The organism is Frigidibacter sp. MR17.24 (assembly GCF_037095655.1).
Classification (GTDB): domain Bacteria; phylum Pseudomonadota; class Alphaproteobacteria; order Rhodobacterales; family Rhodobacteraceae; genus Frigidibacter.
In genome coordinates this window covers 326,993-340,767 of record NZ_JBAWKE010000003.1, presented here as the reverse complement: position 1 = coordinate 340,767, position 13,775 = coordinate 326,993, and the positions used below count along the sequence as shown (strand labels likewise).

The following is a 13,775-nucleotide window of genomic DNA, read 5'->3' as shown; positions in this document are numbered from 1 at the left end:
ATGTCCGAATTGCAATGAATACGTTACATTTCTGTTGTAATTCGGTGGTGCGAATTGGGGAGAGCTTGGGTGAGCGAGCGTCTGCGCAAGACCGAACGCCAGGAAAGAATCCTGTTGGAGCTGCGGCTTAGATCGCATCTTCGCATCGCCGACCTGGCCGAGGGCTTCGGCGTCGCGACCGAGACGATCCGGCGCGACGTCGCGGAACTCGAGGCGGCGGGACGACTCAACAGGGCCTTCGGCGGGGTCACCGGCATGGCGGCCGACGGGGTCCCCGACGTCGAGACCCGCAACCGCGCCCGCAAGGACGAACGCGAACGGATCGCGCGGCGCGCGCTGCAGCTGGTCCGGCCCGGCGACACGATCATGATCGACGCCGGGTCGACGACGCAGCAGCTGGCCCGCGCGCTGGCCTTCGCGGGGATCCGCGTCACGGTGATCACCAACAGCCTGAACGTCGCGCTGATCCTGGGGCAGGGCGCTGATGTCACGGTCCGTGTCTGCCCCGGCGACCTGCTGCCCGGCGAGGCCGCGGTGACGGGGACCGACACGATCGACTACCTGCGCCGCTTCAACGCCGCGACGGCCTTCGTCGGCGCCTCGGCCGTCGGCCCGCGCGGCGTGACTGAGGCGGTGCCCGGCTTTGCCGCCGTCAAGCGCGCTATGCATGCCCAGAGCGACGCGCTGGTGGTGCTGGCCGATGCCAGCAAGTTCGGCATGACCCATTCGGACACCGTCGCCGCGCTGTCGGCCGGGGTCACGCTGGTCACCAGCGACTGGCCCGCGCCCGACACGCTGGCCGGGATGCGCGCCGGGGGGGCGACGATCCTCGTGTGACGGGCGATCCCGGGCCGGCAAGGCCCGGTCCGGCCCGATCGAAGGGCGCGGCGGCCGAAGGGCCGCCGGCGGAAACCTGCCGCCCGGTCCCGGGCTGCGGCGATCCGTCGGCACCGGAATGCCGCCCTTGGCGTTGGGGGGCTTGCCGGCGGGCCGCGATCTCTGCCATTTGCGCCGAGCGGCGAGACGGTGCCTTCGGGCCAGCCCGATATTTCCTGCGCTTGAAGGTAGGCGGACGTGACGCACAGACGTGACCTGGACGGAGTGCGGGGCCTCGCGGTCCTGTCGGTGGTGCTGTTCCATGCCGGGGTGAGCGGCTTCGACGGCGGCTATGTCGGTGTCGACGTCTTCTTCGTTCTCAGCGGCTACCTGATCGCGGCGGCGGTCGGCGCGGGGCAGGCGACGGGCCGGTTCGGGCTGGGCCAGTTCTACGCGCGGCGTGCGCGGCGGATCCTGCCCGCGCTGTTCGTCGTGGCCTTCGCGGTGGTGCCCTTCGCCTGGATCGTCATGCTGCCGGGCCAGTTCCGGCAGTTCGGCGAAAGCCTGGGCACGCTGCCGCTGATGCTGCAGAACTTCTATTTCCTCAGCAAGCTCGGCTATTTCGGCCAGGAGGCCGAGGTGCAGCCGCTTCTGCATACCTGGAGCCTCGCGGTCGAGGCGCAGTTCTACTTGCTGGCCCCGCCGCTCCTGCTTGCCGCGCGGCGCTTCGGGCGTGGTGCCGCGGGGGTGGTGATCGTGCTGCTGGCGGTGGCAAGCTTCGGCTTCAGCGAATGGGCGATCACCGAGAACGCCGGGCGGAACTTCTACTTCTCGGGCTCGCGGCTCTGGGAATTCCTTGCCGGAGCGCTTTGCGCGGGGCTGCCCCGCGGCGGCTGGCCGCGGCTGGCCGGCCCGGCCTGCGCCGCGGGTCTTGCGGCGATCCTGTTGCCGGTGGCGCTCTATTCCGAGCGGCTGCCCTCGCCGAGCGGCTGGACGCTGATCCCGGTGGCGGGCACCATGCTTCTGCTGCATTTCGGGCGCGAAGGCACGCTGGTCGACCGGCTGCTCGGGCTGCGCCCGCTCGTCTGGCTGGGGATCATCAGCTACAGCGTCTACCTCTGGCACCAGCCGCTGTTCGCGCTGGCGCGGCTCGCGCAGGACAGCGCCCCATCGCCGTGGCTGACGGCGGGGCTGCTGGCGGCGACGCTCGCTCTTGGCTGGGCGACATGGGCCTGGGTCGAACAGCCGTTCCGCGTCGCGCGCGTCCCGGCCGGGGTGCGGCGCGCACGGGCCGCGCTGCTGGCCGGCGCCGGGGTGCTGGCGTTTGCGTTCGGGGTCACGGCCAGCGTGACCGAGGGGTTCCGCAGCCTCTGGATCGGCAGCAACGGCGCCGACCGCGTGGCGCTTCTGAACGCGATCGAGGATGCCGAGCGCATCGACATCGCCTTCGGCGGCGCCTGCCAGCTGAAGGCCAAGGCGCTGGATGCCGCGCTGCGCGATCGCATCGACGACTGTGCGGCGCGGCATGGCGCGGGGATCCTGCTGATCGGCGACAGCCATGCCGAGGACCTGTTCGACATGGTGGCCGGGCCGGATCGCGACCCCTTCGTCATCGCCGTCGCGGACGGGGGCTGCCGCGTCGCCTCGGCGCGCGAGGATGGTGACGGCGATGGCGACGACGACGGCCGGGCCGAGTGCCATTTCCGCCAGATCCACGACTACCTGCGCGACCATGGCGACCGGTTCGAGATGGTGATCTACGAACAGGCGGGCTTCTACCTGTTCACCAGCTACGACGAGCCCGCCTCGCGCGAGACCTTCACCTCGGTCCCGGTCGACCGCGCCGTGCCGGGGCTTGGCATCGATGCCGCGGCGACCGCGGCCGTCGCGGAGTATCTCGCCTCGCTCGACGCCTTCGTGCCGACGATCTGGCTGGGGCCGCGGCTGGAACATCACGTGCCGCTCGAGATGGTGGTGGCGGGCCTGTGCGACGGCCGCGCGCCGGTGCGCCCCGACACGGTGCAGACCTTCACCCGGCTCGAAGCCGCGCTCGACGCGCAGGCCGCGGCCGCCGGCATCGACTACCTGTCGCAGAACGACGTCGTCGGCTACAGCTTCCCGCGCGACTACGGCACCTGCGGCCGTCTCTACTGGAACGACGGCGACCACCTGAGCGACATGGGCGCGCAGGCCTTCGGTGCCCGCGCGGACCTTGTCGACGCGATCCGCCGCGACAGCCCCGACGTGCCGGACGACCGCGCCGGGTCCTGAGACTGCCGGCGGGCGCGGGTGCGCGCCCGGCAGGGTCCCCGCACTCTCGGCCGCCGCGACGATCAGCCGGCCACGAGCAACCCGCGCCGCGTCTGCGTCAGGCGACGCCCGCCGTCCGGGGTGACCACCACCGTCTCCGAAAAGCCCAAGCCCTCGGCCGTCGTGTAGACGTGGAACACCATGTTCTTCTCCAGCGCCCAGTGCTGGTCCGGCAGGAACACGCGCGAGAAGTCGCTGCTGCGCGGCGTGCGGCTGTAAAGGCCGAGGGTATAGGCGGTCACGTTGGTGTAGTCGTCGCGCAGCCCCGCCGCCACCACGCCCTCGCGCAGGATCGCGTCGACCTCGGCGGCGATGGCCCCGGGGCGCATCGCGGCGATCTGGGCATCCTGAAGCGCGAGGAGAGCGGCCGCGACCTCGTGCTGGCGCCGCGTCGGCGTGCCGATCACGACCGGCCGCATCATCCGCGCGCCATAGCGGGCGACATAGGGGATGAGTTCGACATGCAGCACGTCGCCGGCGGCGAGCGCGTCGGTGCGGAACAGCCCGTGCAGGAATTCATGGCTGCCGCGTCCCAGCACGATCGGACCGGTCTCGCCGGTATCGGCGCCATTGCGCAGGAAGCAGGCGGCGGCGATGGCGGCGGCGTCGCGGGTGGTGGTGCCGGGGCGCGCCGCCGCGGCGATCTCGGCCATCGCCCGGTCGGCGATGGCCGCGGCCGCCGCGAGATGGCCGATCTCGGCCGCCGATTTCACCCAGCGCAACGAGTCCGTCAGCCCCTCGAGGCTGACGAAGGCCGCCGCCGGCAGGGCCGCGGCCAGCCGGTCCATCCGTGCCGGGTTCCAGCTGATCGAGGCGAAGTCGACCCCGATCCGGGCCGCGCCGAAGCCGCGCCGCGCGATCTCGGCCGCGATCACCGTCTCGGGGCGGTCGGTGTCGAGATAGCCTATGATGTCGCGCAGCCAGCCGCCCTCGCGGCAGGGCCCGGCATCGAGATGGCGCAGCACGATCCAGGGCAGCCCGTCGCGCGGCAGGAACACCGCGCGGTACATCGTCTCGGACACGCTGTAGCCGGTGAGCCAGGCCAGACTCTCGCCGCTGTCGAGGATCAGCAGCTCGCAGCCGGCCGCGGCCATCGCCGCCTGCGCCTTCGCGACCCGCCAGGCGTATTCGGCAGGGATGTCAGGCCGCATCGTCGACGCCGCAGATGTCCATGATCGTCAGCATGTAGACCCGGATCAGGTCGAGGTAGTCCGCGATGTCGACGCGTTCGTCCGGCATCGTGTTGTACCGCCCGCCGCTGCCGCAGACGATGCCCTCCATCCCGCCGAGCGCGCAGAGGTGACCGGCATCCGACCCGTAGAAGCGGGTCGGCGTGATCGGCCCGGTGGGCTGGTCCTCGCCGCGCACGGTCCGGTAGGCCGCGTTGATCGCGGTGACGATCGGGCTGTCGCGGCGCACCTCGTAGGGCGGCATCAGCGCAAGGCCCTTCTCCTCCATCGTGTCCATCGAGATCAGCCGGGTCTTCAGGCCCGGGAACCGCTCGCGCAGCGATGCAAGCTCGACCTCCATGTCGGCCAGCACGCTGTCGCGGGTCTGGCCCGGAGCATAGCGCGACGATCCCTTCAGCACGCAGAAGTCGGCGACCTGCGGCGGGCGCCATTCCTCAAGCTCGCGCCCGAGCGCCGCCTTGAACACGCCGACATGGCAGCGGTTGACCGAGGCGTGGTCGTCGCTGGCCGCGCCCGAGAAGGTCATCGCGTTCAGCCGCCCGACAAGGTCGCAGCCCGCCACCAGCGCATCGACCGCCTCCTCGCGCTTGGACAGGTGGCGGGTGTCACCGGTCAGCTCGATCTGGAACTTCAGCGCGGCGGCATGCATCGTCACCGCCACCAGGTCGCTCGGCTCGCCGTTGATGAAATAGTCCGCCCGGATCCCGTCGCGCAGGAAGGCCTCGGTCCCGACGCCGCCCTGAAGCTCGCCCACGACATAGGTCAGGATCACGTCGCCCTTCAGCTTCACCCCGGCCGCCTGCAGCGCGCGGACCGCGCAGAAGAAGGCCGCGTTCGAGGATTTCATGTTCGACACGCCGATCCCGTAGATGAACCGGTCGTCGACGAGCCCGCCCCAGGGATCGACGGTCCAGCCCTCGGTCACCGGGTTGGTGTCGACATGGCCGTTGTACATCAGGCTGCGGCCGCCGCCGGTGCCCTTGAGCGTGCCGATCGCGTTGCTGCGGCCCTTGTCGCCGAAGCCGTGGACATCGGCGTCGATGCCGATTGCGCGCATCTCCTCGACCATGCGGCGGACCATGACGGTCTCGCCCTCGGTCTCGGAATAGGTCTTGTGCCTGACCATCATCGACACGAAGTCGAGGCAGGCCTTGTCGTCGACACTGGCCATCAGTGCGGTGCGGTCCATCGTCTGGGTCCTTGCAGTCAGTCTTGGGGCGTCGTCGCGAGGCGCGCCGAGGCCGGGGGCGTCACCGCCTCCAGCAGCTGGCGCGTGTAGGGGGCGCGGTCGGGGTCGGCGATGCGCTCGGCATCCGCGATCTCGACCAGGTCGCCGCGGTACATGACCGCGATGCGGTGCGCGATCTGGCGCACGAGGTTGATGTCGTGGGTGATGAAGACATAGGCCGCGCCGGTGTCGCGGTGCAGCTCCATCAGCAGCTCGATCACCGAGGCCTGAACCGAGACGTCGAGCGCCGAGGTGATCTCGTCGCAGATCACCAGCCGCGGGTTCGACAGGAAGGCGCGGGCGATCGCGATGCGCTGCTTCTCGCCGCCCGACAGCTGGTGCGGATAGCGGTCGACATAGCTCGCGGGCAGGCGCACCCGTTCAAGCATCGCCGCGATCCGGGCGCGCGGATCGCCCTGGCCGCGGCCGTAAAGCCGCAGCGGCCGCGCGAGGATCTCGGCGATGCGCTGGCGCGGGTTCAGCGAGGCGTCGGGATGCTGGAAGATGATCTGCACGTCGCGGCGATAGGCGCTGTCCATGTCCGACAGCCCCGTCACCGGCCGGCCGTCGAAGTCGATCAGCCCGTCGAACCGGTTGAGCCCGGTCATCGCCTTGGCCAGCGTCGACTTGCCCGACCCGCTCTCGCCGACGATGCCCAGCACCTCGCCCGGGCGCAGCTCGAGCGTCACCGCGCGGCTGCCGACGACCGGCGCGTAGTCGCGCCGCAGCAGCGTGTCGAGCAGCGACTTGCGGCCGTAGTTCACCGTCACGTCGCGGACCGACACCAGCGGTGCGCGGGTGGTGTCCAGCGGCGTGACCAGGCGCCGGTCCGGCTGCGGGGCGGCGGCGATCAGGGCCTTGGTATAGTCATGCTGCGGGGTGCGGAACAGGCCGGCGGTTTCGCCCTGCTCGACGATCACGCCCTTCTGCAGCACCGCGACCCGGTCCGCGGTCTGCGACAGCAGCGCGAGGTCGTGCGAGATGTAGAGCGAGGCGACGCCGGTCTCCTGCTGGAGCCCCGCGAAAAGATCGAGGATCTGGCGCGCCGTGATCACGTCGAGCGCCGTCGTCGGCTCGTCGAAGATGATCAGCTCGGGATTGCAGGCGAAGGCGGTGGCGATGACCACGCGCTGCTTCTCGCCGCCCGACATCTCGTGCGGCATCCGCGCCATCATCTCGCGCGGGGTCTTCAGCCCGACATGGGCCAGGCGCGCCTCGCCCTCGGCCCAGGCCTGCCTGGGCGTCAGGCCGCGGTGGCGCACCAGCACCTCGGCCAGCTGCTCGCCCAGCCGCAGGGTGGGATTGAGAGAGGTTGCGGGGTCCTGGAACACCATCGAGACCCGGCGGCCGCGGATGTCGGACATCTGCCGCTCCGTCTGCGCGCGCAGGTCGGTCCCGCCCAGCCAGATCCGGCCGTCGTTCTCGCGCGCATTGCCCGCGAGATGGCGCATGATCGCGCTGGCCATGCTGGACTTGCCCGAGCCGCTTTCGCCCACCAGCCCCAGGATCTCGCCGCGCCGAATCGACAGGTCGATCCCGTTCAGCACCCGGGCCTGTCCGCCCTTGACGTCATAGGCGAGCGAATAGCCCTCGACGCGCAGCGCCATGTCGGTGTCGGTCATGCCACGCTCCTCAGGTCCTGGGGTTCAGGGCATCGCGCAGCCCGTCGCCGAGAAGGTTGAAGCCGATCGCGGTCAGCGCGATGGCGGCACTGGGCCACATCAGGATCCAGTACGAACGGTGCAGGTACTGGCGCGCCTCGGACACCATGAGGCCCCAGTCGGTCGCGGGCGGCTGCGCGCCAAGCCCGAGGAACGACAGCGTGGCGAACAGCATCACCGCGAACGAGACCCGGATCGTCATCTCGACCACGATCGGGGCGATGACGTTGGGCAGCATCTCGCGCAGCACGATGTAGGCGGCGCCCTCGCCGCGCGCGATCGCGGCGCTGACATAGTCCTGCTTGCGCACGGTCAGCGCGACCGAGCGGCTGATCCGCGCCATCGAGGGCATGAAGGCGATGGCGATCGCCAAAAGCGCGTTGGCCGAGTTCGACCCGAGCAGCGAGACCACCATCAGCGCCATCAGAAGCGACGGGATCGCCATCACCGCGTCGTTGGTGCGCATGATGAACTCGTCGGCGCGGCCGCCGAGATAGGCCGACCCGGTCCCGAGGATCGCACCGCCAAGCGTGCCGATCACCGTCGCCGCGACGGCCATCACCACGGTCGACCGCGCGCCGTCCAGCAGCCGGCTGAGGATGTCGCGGCCGTACTGGTCGGTGCCCAGCCAGTGCGCGGCCGAGGGATCCTTGTAGCGCGCGAGGGGCTGCATGTCCTCGGGGCCGTACGGGGTCAGGTAGCTGCCGAACACCACCGCGACCAGGATCAGGCCGACGATCAGGCAGCCCAGCGCTCCCTGCGGGCTCCGCAGCAGCCGGCGCAGAAAGTCAGTCATACTGGATCCTCTTGTCGAGCCACGCGTACATGAGGTCGGCGGCGAAGTTCACGATCGAATAGGTGGCGGCCATGATCATCACGCCGGCCTGGATCACCGGCAGGTCGCGCGACTGGATCGCCGACATCAGCGCGCGGCCGATCCCGGGGATCGAGAAGATCTCCTCGACCACGATGATCCCGCCCAGAAGGTAGCCGACGTCGAGCGCGACGATGGTGATCGTGGGCAGCAGCGCGTTGCGCAGGCCGTGGCGGATCAGCACCCGGCGCGGGGTCAGCCCCTTCAGCCGTGCGGCGCGGATGTAGTCGGTGTGCATGACGTCGACCAGCTCCGAGCGCACCATGCGCGAGACATGGGCGATCATCATGATCGACGCGACCGACACCGGCAGGATCAGGCGCTGCAGCCCGCCCCAGAAATCCTCGGCCAGCGGGACATAGCCCGCGGGCGGCAGCAGGCCCCAGATGTCGGCCACGACCACGACGGCAAGGGTCGCGGTCACGAATTCGGGCAGCGACACCCCGATGTAGGAGACGAAGCCCACCACCAGGTCCGCCGCCCTGCCACGGCGCACCGCCGCGAGGATCCCCATCGGGATCGCCAGCACCAGCATCACCGCCAGCGCCAGCACCGCCAGCGTCAGCGAGGTGCCGAGCGCCGAAAAGAGCGCCGGCCCCACCGGCTGGCCCGTGCGCAGCGAGGTGCCGAAATCGCCCTGCACCACGCCCGTCGCCCAGTGCAGGTACTGCGCCCAGATCGGATCGTTCAGCCCCATCTGCTGGCGCAGCGCCTCGAGCGCCTCGTCCGTCGCATTCTCGCCCAGCATCATCACCGCCGCGTCGGCGGGCAGGATCTGGGTGATGCCGAAGACGAGGATCGAGACGATGAAGAGCGTGTAGAAGATCAGCGCGATGCGCTTGAGGATATAGCTCGCCGACACGTCAGCTCCCTGTGGCTTGGCCTGCCCCGGGAAGGGCAGGCCGGTCAGTGACGGGCGTCAGCCCTTGGTCGGCGCCGCGGCGTCGAGCCAGGCGAAGTCCAGCCGGAAGACCGAGGCGCGCGGGTGGATGTCATAGCCCTGCATCCAGGCGCGCTTGGCGCCCAGCACGTCGAAGAACGCGGGGATGATCGCGGGGACCTCGTCGTTCATCAGGGTCTGGGCCTCGGTGTAAAGCTCGGTGCGCTTGGCCGGGTCGATGGTGCTGCGGGCCTGCGCGATGAGCGCGTCGAAGGCGGTGTTGTTCCAGCGCGTCTCGTTCCAGGCCGCGTCCGAGGTGAACAGCAGCTTCATGATCCCGTCGGGGGTGGGCTGCATGTTGTAGAAGCCGACGTAGAAGGCGCCCTTTTTCCAGACCTGGTCGAGGTAGGTCGCATGCGGCATGGTGGTCACGTTGATCGTGATCCCGGCCTCCTTGGCCATCTCGCGCAGCGCGACGGCCAGCTGGGTGCGGATCGCGGGGCGGTCCGAGGCGATCAGTTCCGCCTCGAACCCGTCGGCGAGGCCCGCCTCGGCCAGAAGCTTCTTGGCTTCCGCGATGTTCTGCTCGCGCTGGGGGATCTGCTTGAAGAACGGGTACGAGCCGTTCAGGGGCGTGTCGTTGCCCTTGGTGCCCAAGCCCTCGGTCATGAAGTCGACCATGGCGTCGCGGTCGATGGTCAGGGCCAGCGCGCGGCGCACGCGGGCGTCGTTGAAGGGCGCGATGTCGGTGCCGAAGTTGACGTTGCAGAACTGCCCCGAGGCCGAGCGCAGCACGTCGATGCCGTCCTGGCCGTCAAGGCGCATGAAGTCGTTCGGGCCGAGCGTCGCGATCATGTCGATGTCGCCGGCGAGCAGCGAGGAGACCTGGGCGCCGAGATCGGGGAAGACGTGCAGCTCGACCCGGTCGAGGTAGGGGCGCGCGGGATCGTAGAAGTCGGGGTTCTTCTCGACCACCACCAGCCGGTCGGGTTCATAGCTCACCAGCTTGAACGGGCCGGTGCCGTTGGCCGAGGTGCGCAGGCTCTCGAACGAGCCCTCGACGACCGAGGCCTGGATGATGCGCGCGTTGTTGTAGGACAGCGCGACCGGGAAGTCGGCATAGGCCGTCTTCAGCGTGAAGCGCACGGTGGTGTCGTCGACGGCCTCGATCGTGTCGATCGGCCCGACGTTGTTGCGCGCGGGCGAGGCGAAGTCGGGGTTCAGGATCGCCTGGAAGGTCGCGACGACATCGGCGGCGGTGCAGGCGGCGCCGTCGTGGAAGGTCACGCCCGGGCGCAGCTTGAAGGTCCAGACGGTGAGGTCGTCGTTGGCCTGCCATTCGGTGGCGAGGTCGGGCTCGGCCTGCATGTCGCGGCCCAGGCGGGTCAGGCCGGAATACAGCAGCTCGGCCGTCATGTACTCGGGGTTCACCCGGGTCAGCAGCGGGTGGATGACGCTGACGGCCTGGTCGATTGCGACGCGCAGCACGCCGCCGGCCTCGGGCGTGGCCTGCGCCATCGCGACGCGGGGCAGCACGGTGGCCAGCGCCGCGACGGCGACGCTGGTGCCAAGGAAGGCGCGACGATTGAAGGGCATGGGGACTCCTGTCGGACGTTAGTTATTGGGGGTGGTCGGGTCGGGGGCGGCGGCGGCGGCGGGCGCAGCCATCAGCTCGGGGTTCAGCTCCGGCGCGAAATCCGCCGCCAGGTAGCACAGGATCGCCTTCGCCAGCGCGGCAAGGTCGGCACGGGTCGTGTGTTCCTCGGCGCCGTGGGCATTGGACCCCGGCCGGATCAGGCCGCCCAGGTTGATCTCCTGCAGCACCCCGGCCTGCTGGACGTAGCCGGAATCCGAGGCGCTCGCGGCCGCGTATTTCACGAACTCCTCCGGCGCATAGCCGAACCCCTCCTGCACGGCGCGGATCCAGCGCGGGGTATGGCTGCCTTCGGGGTCCGCGGTCGGCGTCAGGTGGCCGATCAGGTCGAAGTCGAGCGTGGCGCCGGCGGGGCAGGCGTCGCGGATCGCGGTCTCGATCTCGGTCCGGGCGGTGGCGAAATCCTCTTCGGGGGCATAGCGGCGCGACACGAGGAAGACGAAGCGGTCGGGCACCTGGCCGCCGCACGTGCCGCCCTCGGCGACGGTGATCGCGATCTGGGCCGCGAGCGGCGGCTGCCCGGGCGCGACCGGCAGCGCCGAGATCCGCGCGGCGACGGCGGGGCGCAGCGCCTGCACCGCCTGCATCATCGGCAGCGCGGCCTCGATCGCGTTGATCGCGTGCTTCGAGCGGTCGGCGGCATGGGCGGCAAAGCCCCGGACGGTGACCTGCAGGTTGAAGCTGCCGAAACAGCCGCCCCAGATCCGCGGGCCGGCCGATCCGTTGAAGTTCAGCAGGTGCCCGGCGATCATTCCCTGCTCGGCCAGGTGGCGGATCCCGGGATACAGCCCGCCCTCCTCGTCGGTGCACAGCAGCAGCTGCGGCCGATAGGCGAGCGTCAGCCCCAGCCGCTGCGCCACGCGCAGCGCATGGACCGCCGCCGCGATCGCGCCCTTCATGTCGGCCGTGCCAAGCCCGTAAAGCCTGCCGTCCTCCTCGGTCAGCACGAAGGGATCGCGCTGCCAGCCGCCCGCCGCGCAGACGGTGTCGACATGGAAATACAGGCTGCAGGCGGGGCCGGTGCCGGGCGCCTCGGCGATCAGGTTGATCCGCTCGCCCCGCGCCGGTCCGCGGGCGACCTGCCAGAGCGCGTCGGGAACCGTCTCGCGCCGGGTCGGCAGCGGCAGGTCGGCAAGCAGCTCTTCCATCAGCGTCGCGAAGGCGCCGTAGCCGGCCCCCGGCGGAAACCGGGTGTCGACCGCAACCATCCGCGCGAGATCCGCCACCGCGCGATCCAGCTCTGCCTCGATCAGCGCCATCGCGGCGCCGCGCCTGTCCGTCCCGGTCATCGTGTCCGTCCCGGTCATCCTGCCCTCGCGTGGTCGCCTGACCACGTCGTGTTAAACTATAAACTATATAGAAATAAACCGAAGACCGAGGCTTGACGTCAATGGCAAAGCAGCGAAGGTCTGCGCAAGGGCATGTGCCAGCGTCTAGATCCTGCCGGAGCGGTCAAATTTCAGTCAATCAGCCCCTCAATGTGCCGATCTATCGGGCGGTGTATGAACAGATCGCCGCGAGAATCGACACCGGCATCTGGCCGGCCGGAACGGTGCTGCCGTCCGAGACGGCGCTGGCGCAGGAATTCCGCGTCTCGGTCGGCACGATCCGCCGCGCACTGGGCGAGCTGACGGCGGGCGGCGCGCTGTCGCGGCGGCGCAAGACCGGAACGGTGGTGACCGGGCGGACGCCGCGCCATTCGTTGCGGTTCATCTACAACTACTTCCGGCTGCATTCGCGCTCGGGCGAGTTGCAGAACTCGACGCCAAGCGTGCTGGGCATCACCCAGCGGCTCTCGACCCCGGCCGAATCCGACCGCCTCGCGCTGTCCGAGCCGGCGATGATCCACGAGATCCGCCGCCTGCGGTCGGTGGGTGGCCGCGCGGTCATGCACGAGACGGTGATCCTGCCGATGAGCCTCGTGCCCGGCTTCCCCACCACGCCCGAGGCGGTGCCGCAACTGATCTACCAGGCGCTCTGGCATGACTACGGCCTAAAGATCTCGGCCATCCGCGAGCAGGTCGAGGCCGAGCTGGCCAACGAGGACGACATCGCGCTGCTCGGGCTGACGGCGCCGGCGGCGGTGCTCGTGCTGCAAGAGGTCGCCTATGACGAGATGGCGCAGCCGATCCTGCTGAACGACCACCGCGCCTGCACCCGCGACGACGTCTACATCAACGAGATCCAGTGATCCGCCGCGGCGCCGCGCGGGCCGGCCGTCGCGTCAGCCGCCCGCAGCGCGGACGTGGTCGATGAAGGCGCGCAGCGGCGGCGGCAGGAAGCGGCGGTTGGCGTAGTAAAGCCGCGGGCCGTCATAGCTTGGCCACCAGTCGCGCAGCACCGGCACCAGCGCGCCGCTTGCGAACCGCGGCTCGAGCCAGTTGCGGAACATGCAGCACAGCCCGAGCCCGGCCGCGGCATGTTCGATCACCGCCATCGGCGCCGCGACCCCGACGGTCAGCCGCGGCTCGGGATCGACCCGCACCACCTCGCCCGCGCGCTCGAACTCCCACCGCGCCATCGCGCCGCTGGTGAAGCGCACCATCAGGCAGTCATGCGACAGAAGATCGGTCGGATGCGCGGGCGTGCCCCTGCGCGCGAGATAGCCGGGCGCCGCCGCGAGCGCGCTTTGCTGCACCCGTGGCCCGATCGGCACCGCGATCATGTCCTGCGCCAGCGCCTCGCCATAGCGGATGCCCGCGTCGCAGCCCGCGGCGACGGCATCGACCATCCGGTCTTCCACCATGATCTCGACCCGGACCTCGGGATGGCGGGCGAGGAAGCCGTCGATCAGCGGCGGCAGGATGTCGACCATCACCGCGCCGGGCACGTTCAGCGTCAGCCTGCCGCGCACCTCGCCGCCCCGGCTCATCGCCGCATCGACCGCGGCCGCCGTCTCGGCCAGCAGCGGCGCCAGCCGCGCGGCCAGGTCGCGCCCGACCTCGGTCGGGGCCACGCTGCGCGTCGTGCGCGTCAGCAGCCGCGCGCCCAGCCGCGCCTCGAGCCGGGTGATCGTGTCGCTGACCGTCGAGGGCGACAGCCCGAGATCGCGCGCCGCATCGCGGAACCCGCCGCGCCGGACCACGGCCAGGAACACGGACAGGTCGTCGAAGGAGGGGGCGCTGTTCGGCATACCGAACAGGGTATCCGGGATTGCCCGGA

Annotated in this window: 11 protein-coding genes; 3 read left to right on the top strand and 8 right to left on the bottom strand. The window is 70.3% G+C overall.

What is annotated here, in order from left to right; genetic code table 11:
* Window positions 1–69: 69 nt before the first annotated feature.
* Window positions 70–837, top strand: coding sequence for a DeoR/GlpR family DNA-binding transcription regulator (locus tag V8J39_RS13800; protein ID WP_336461504.1), 768 nt, complete (start codon window positions 70–72; stop codon window positions 835–837).
* 237 nt (window positions 838–1,074) lie between these two features.
* Window positions 1,075–3,087, top strand: coding sequence for an acyltransferase family protein (locus V8J39_RS13795; protein ID WP_336461503.1), 2,013 nt, complete (start codon window positions 1,075–1,077; stop codon window positions 3,085–3,087).
* Between the two features lie 62 nt (window positions 3,088–3,149).
* Here V8J39_RS13795 and V8J39_RS13790 read toward each other — a convergent pair whose 3' ends face one another.
* From V8J39_RS13790 to V8J39_RS13760, 7 genes are read right to left on the bottom strand one after another with little or no spacing between them, the layout of a single operon-like run.
* Window positions 3,150–4,277, bottom strand: a complete 1,128-nt coding sequence (locus V8J39_RS13790; protein WP_336461502.1) for a M24 family metallopeptidase — start codon at window positions 4,275–4,277, stop codon at window positions 3,150–3,152.
* Window positions 4,267–5,505 carry a M20 family metallopeptidase gene (locus tag V8J39_RS13785; RefSeq protein WP_336461501.1) on the bottom strand — a complete coding sequence of 413 codons (1,239 nt, stop codon included), beginning with the start codon at window positions 5,503–5,505 and terminating at the stop codon, window positions 4,267–4,269. The genes V8J39_RS13790 and V8J39_RS13785 overlap by 11 nt, the downstream gene beginning before the upstream one ends.
* A gap of 17 nt (window positions 5,506–5,522) precedes the next feature.
* Complete coding sequence (locus tag V8J39_RS13780) at window positions 5,523–7,166, bottom strand: ABC transporter ATP-binding protein (RefSeq protein WP_336461500.1); 1,644 nt, start codon at window positions 7,164–7,166, stop codon at window positions 5,523–5,525.
* A 10-nt stretch (window positions 7,167–7,176) separates the two neighbouring features.
* A complete protein-coding gene (locus V8J39_RS13775; RefSeq protein WP_336461499.1) occupies window positions 7,177–8,001 on the bottom strand; it encodes an ABC transporter permease in 825 nt (274 codons plus the stop codon).
* Window positions 7,994–8,941, bottom strand: a complete 948-nt coding sequence (locus V8J39_RS13770; protein WP_336461498.1) for an ABC transporter permease — start codon at window positions 8,939–8,941, stop codon at window positions 7,994–7,996. The genes V8J39_RS13775 and V8J39_RS13770 overlap by 8 nt, the downstream gene beginning before the upstream one ends.
* A 57-nt stretch (window positions 8,942–8,998) precedes the next feature.
* A complete protein-coding gene (locus V8J39_RS13765; protein WP_336461497.1) occupies window positions 8,999–10,555 on the bottom strand; it encodes an ABC transporter substrate-binding protein in 1,557 nt (518 codons plus the stop codon).
* 18 nt (window positions 10,556–10,573) lie between these two features.
* On the bottom strand, window positions 10,574–11,902 hold the full coding sequence (locus V8J39_RS13760) for a M20 family metallopeptidase (RefSeq protein ID WP_336461496.1): 1,329 nt from the start codon (window positions 11,900–11,902) through the stop codon (window positions 10,574–10,576).
* A gap of 209 nt (window positions 11,903–12,111) precedes the next feature.
* Between V8J39_RS13760 and V8J39_RS13755 the strand changes: the two genes are divergently transcribed.
* Window positions 12,112–12,804 (top strand): GntR family transcriptional regulator, encoded by a 693-nt coding sequence (locus tag V8J39_RS13755; RefSeq protein WP_336461495.1) that lies wholly within the window; start codon window positions 12,112–12,114, stop codon window positions 12,802–12,804.
* Window positions 12,805–12,837: 33 nt separating this feature from the next.
* Here V8J39_RS13755 and V8J39_RS13750 read toward each other — a convergent pair whose 3' ends face one another.
* Window positions 12,838–13,746 (bottom strand): LysR family transcriptional regulator, encoded by a 909-nt coding sequence (locus V8J39_RS13750; RefSeq protein ID WP_336461494.1) that lies wholly within the window; start codon window positions 13,744–13,746, stop codon window positions 12,838–12,840.
* Between the last annotated feature and the right edge of the window lie 29 nt (window positions 13,747–13,775).

What these genes read in the sequence shown, in the direction of transcription:
- V8J39_RS13760 (WP_336461496.1), bottom strand. Translation starts at nt 11,902, where the DNA reads ATGACCGGGACGGACAGGCGCGGCGCCGCGATGGCGCTGATCGAGGCA.
- V8J39_RS13780 (WP_336461500.1), bottom strand. Translation starts at nt 7,166, where the DNA reads ATGACCGACACCGACATGGCGCTGCGCGTCGAGGGCTATTCGCTCGCC.
- V8J39_RS13750 (WP_336461494.1), bottom strand. Translation starts at nt 13,746, where the DNA reads ATGCCGAACAGCGCCCCCTCCTTCGACGACCTGTCCGTGTTCCTGGCC.
- V8J39_RS13775 (WP_336461499.1), bottom strand. Translation starts at nt 8,001, where the DNA reads ATGACTGACTTTCTGCGCCGGCTGCTGCGGAGCCCGCAGGGAGCGCTG.
- V8J39_RS13765 (WP_336461497.1), bottom strand. Translation starts at nt 10,555, where the DNA reads ATGCCCTTCAATCGTCGCGCCTTCCTTGGCACCAGCGTCGCCGTCGCG.
- V8J39_RS13790 (WP_336461502.1), bottom strand. Translation starts at nt 4,277, where the DNA reads ATGCGGCCTGACATCCCTGCCGAATACGCCTGGCGGGTCGCGAAGGCG.
- V8J39_RS13785 (WP_336461501.1), bottom strand. Translation starts at nt 5,505, where the DNA reads ATGGACCGCACCGCACTGATGGCCAGTGTCGACGACAAGGCCTGCCTC.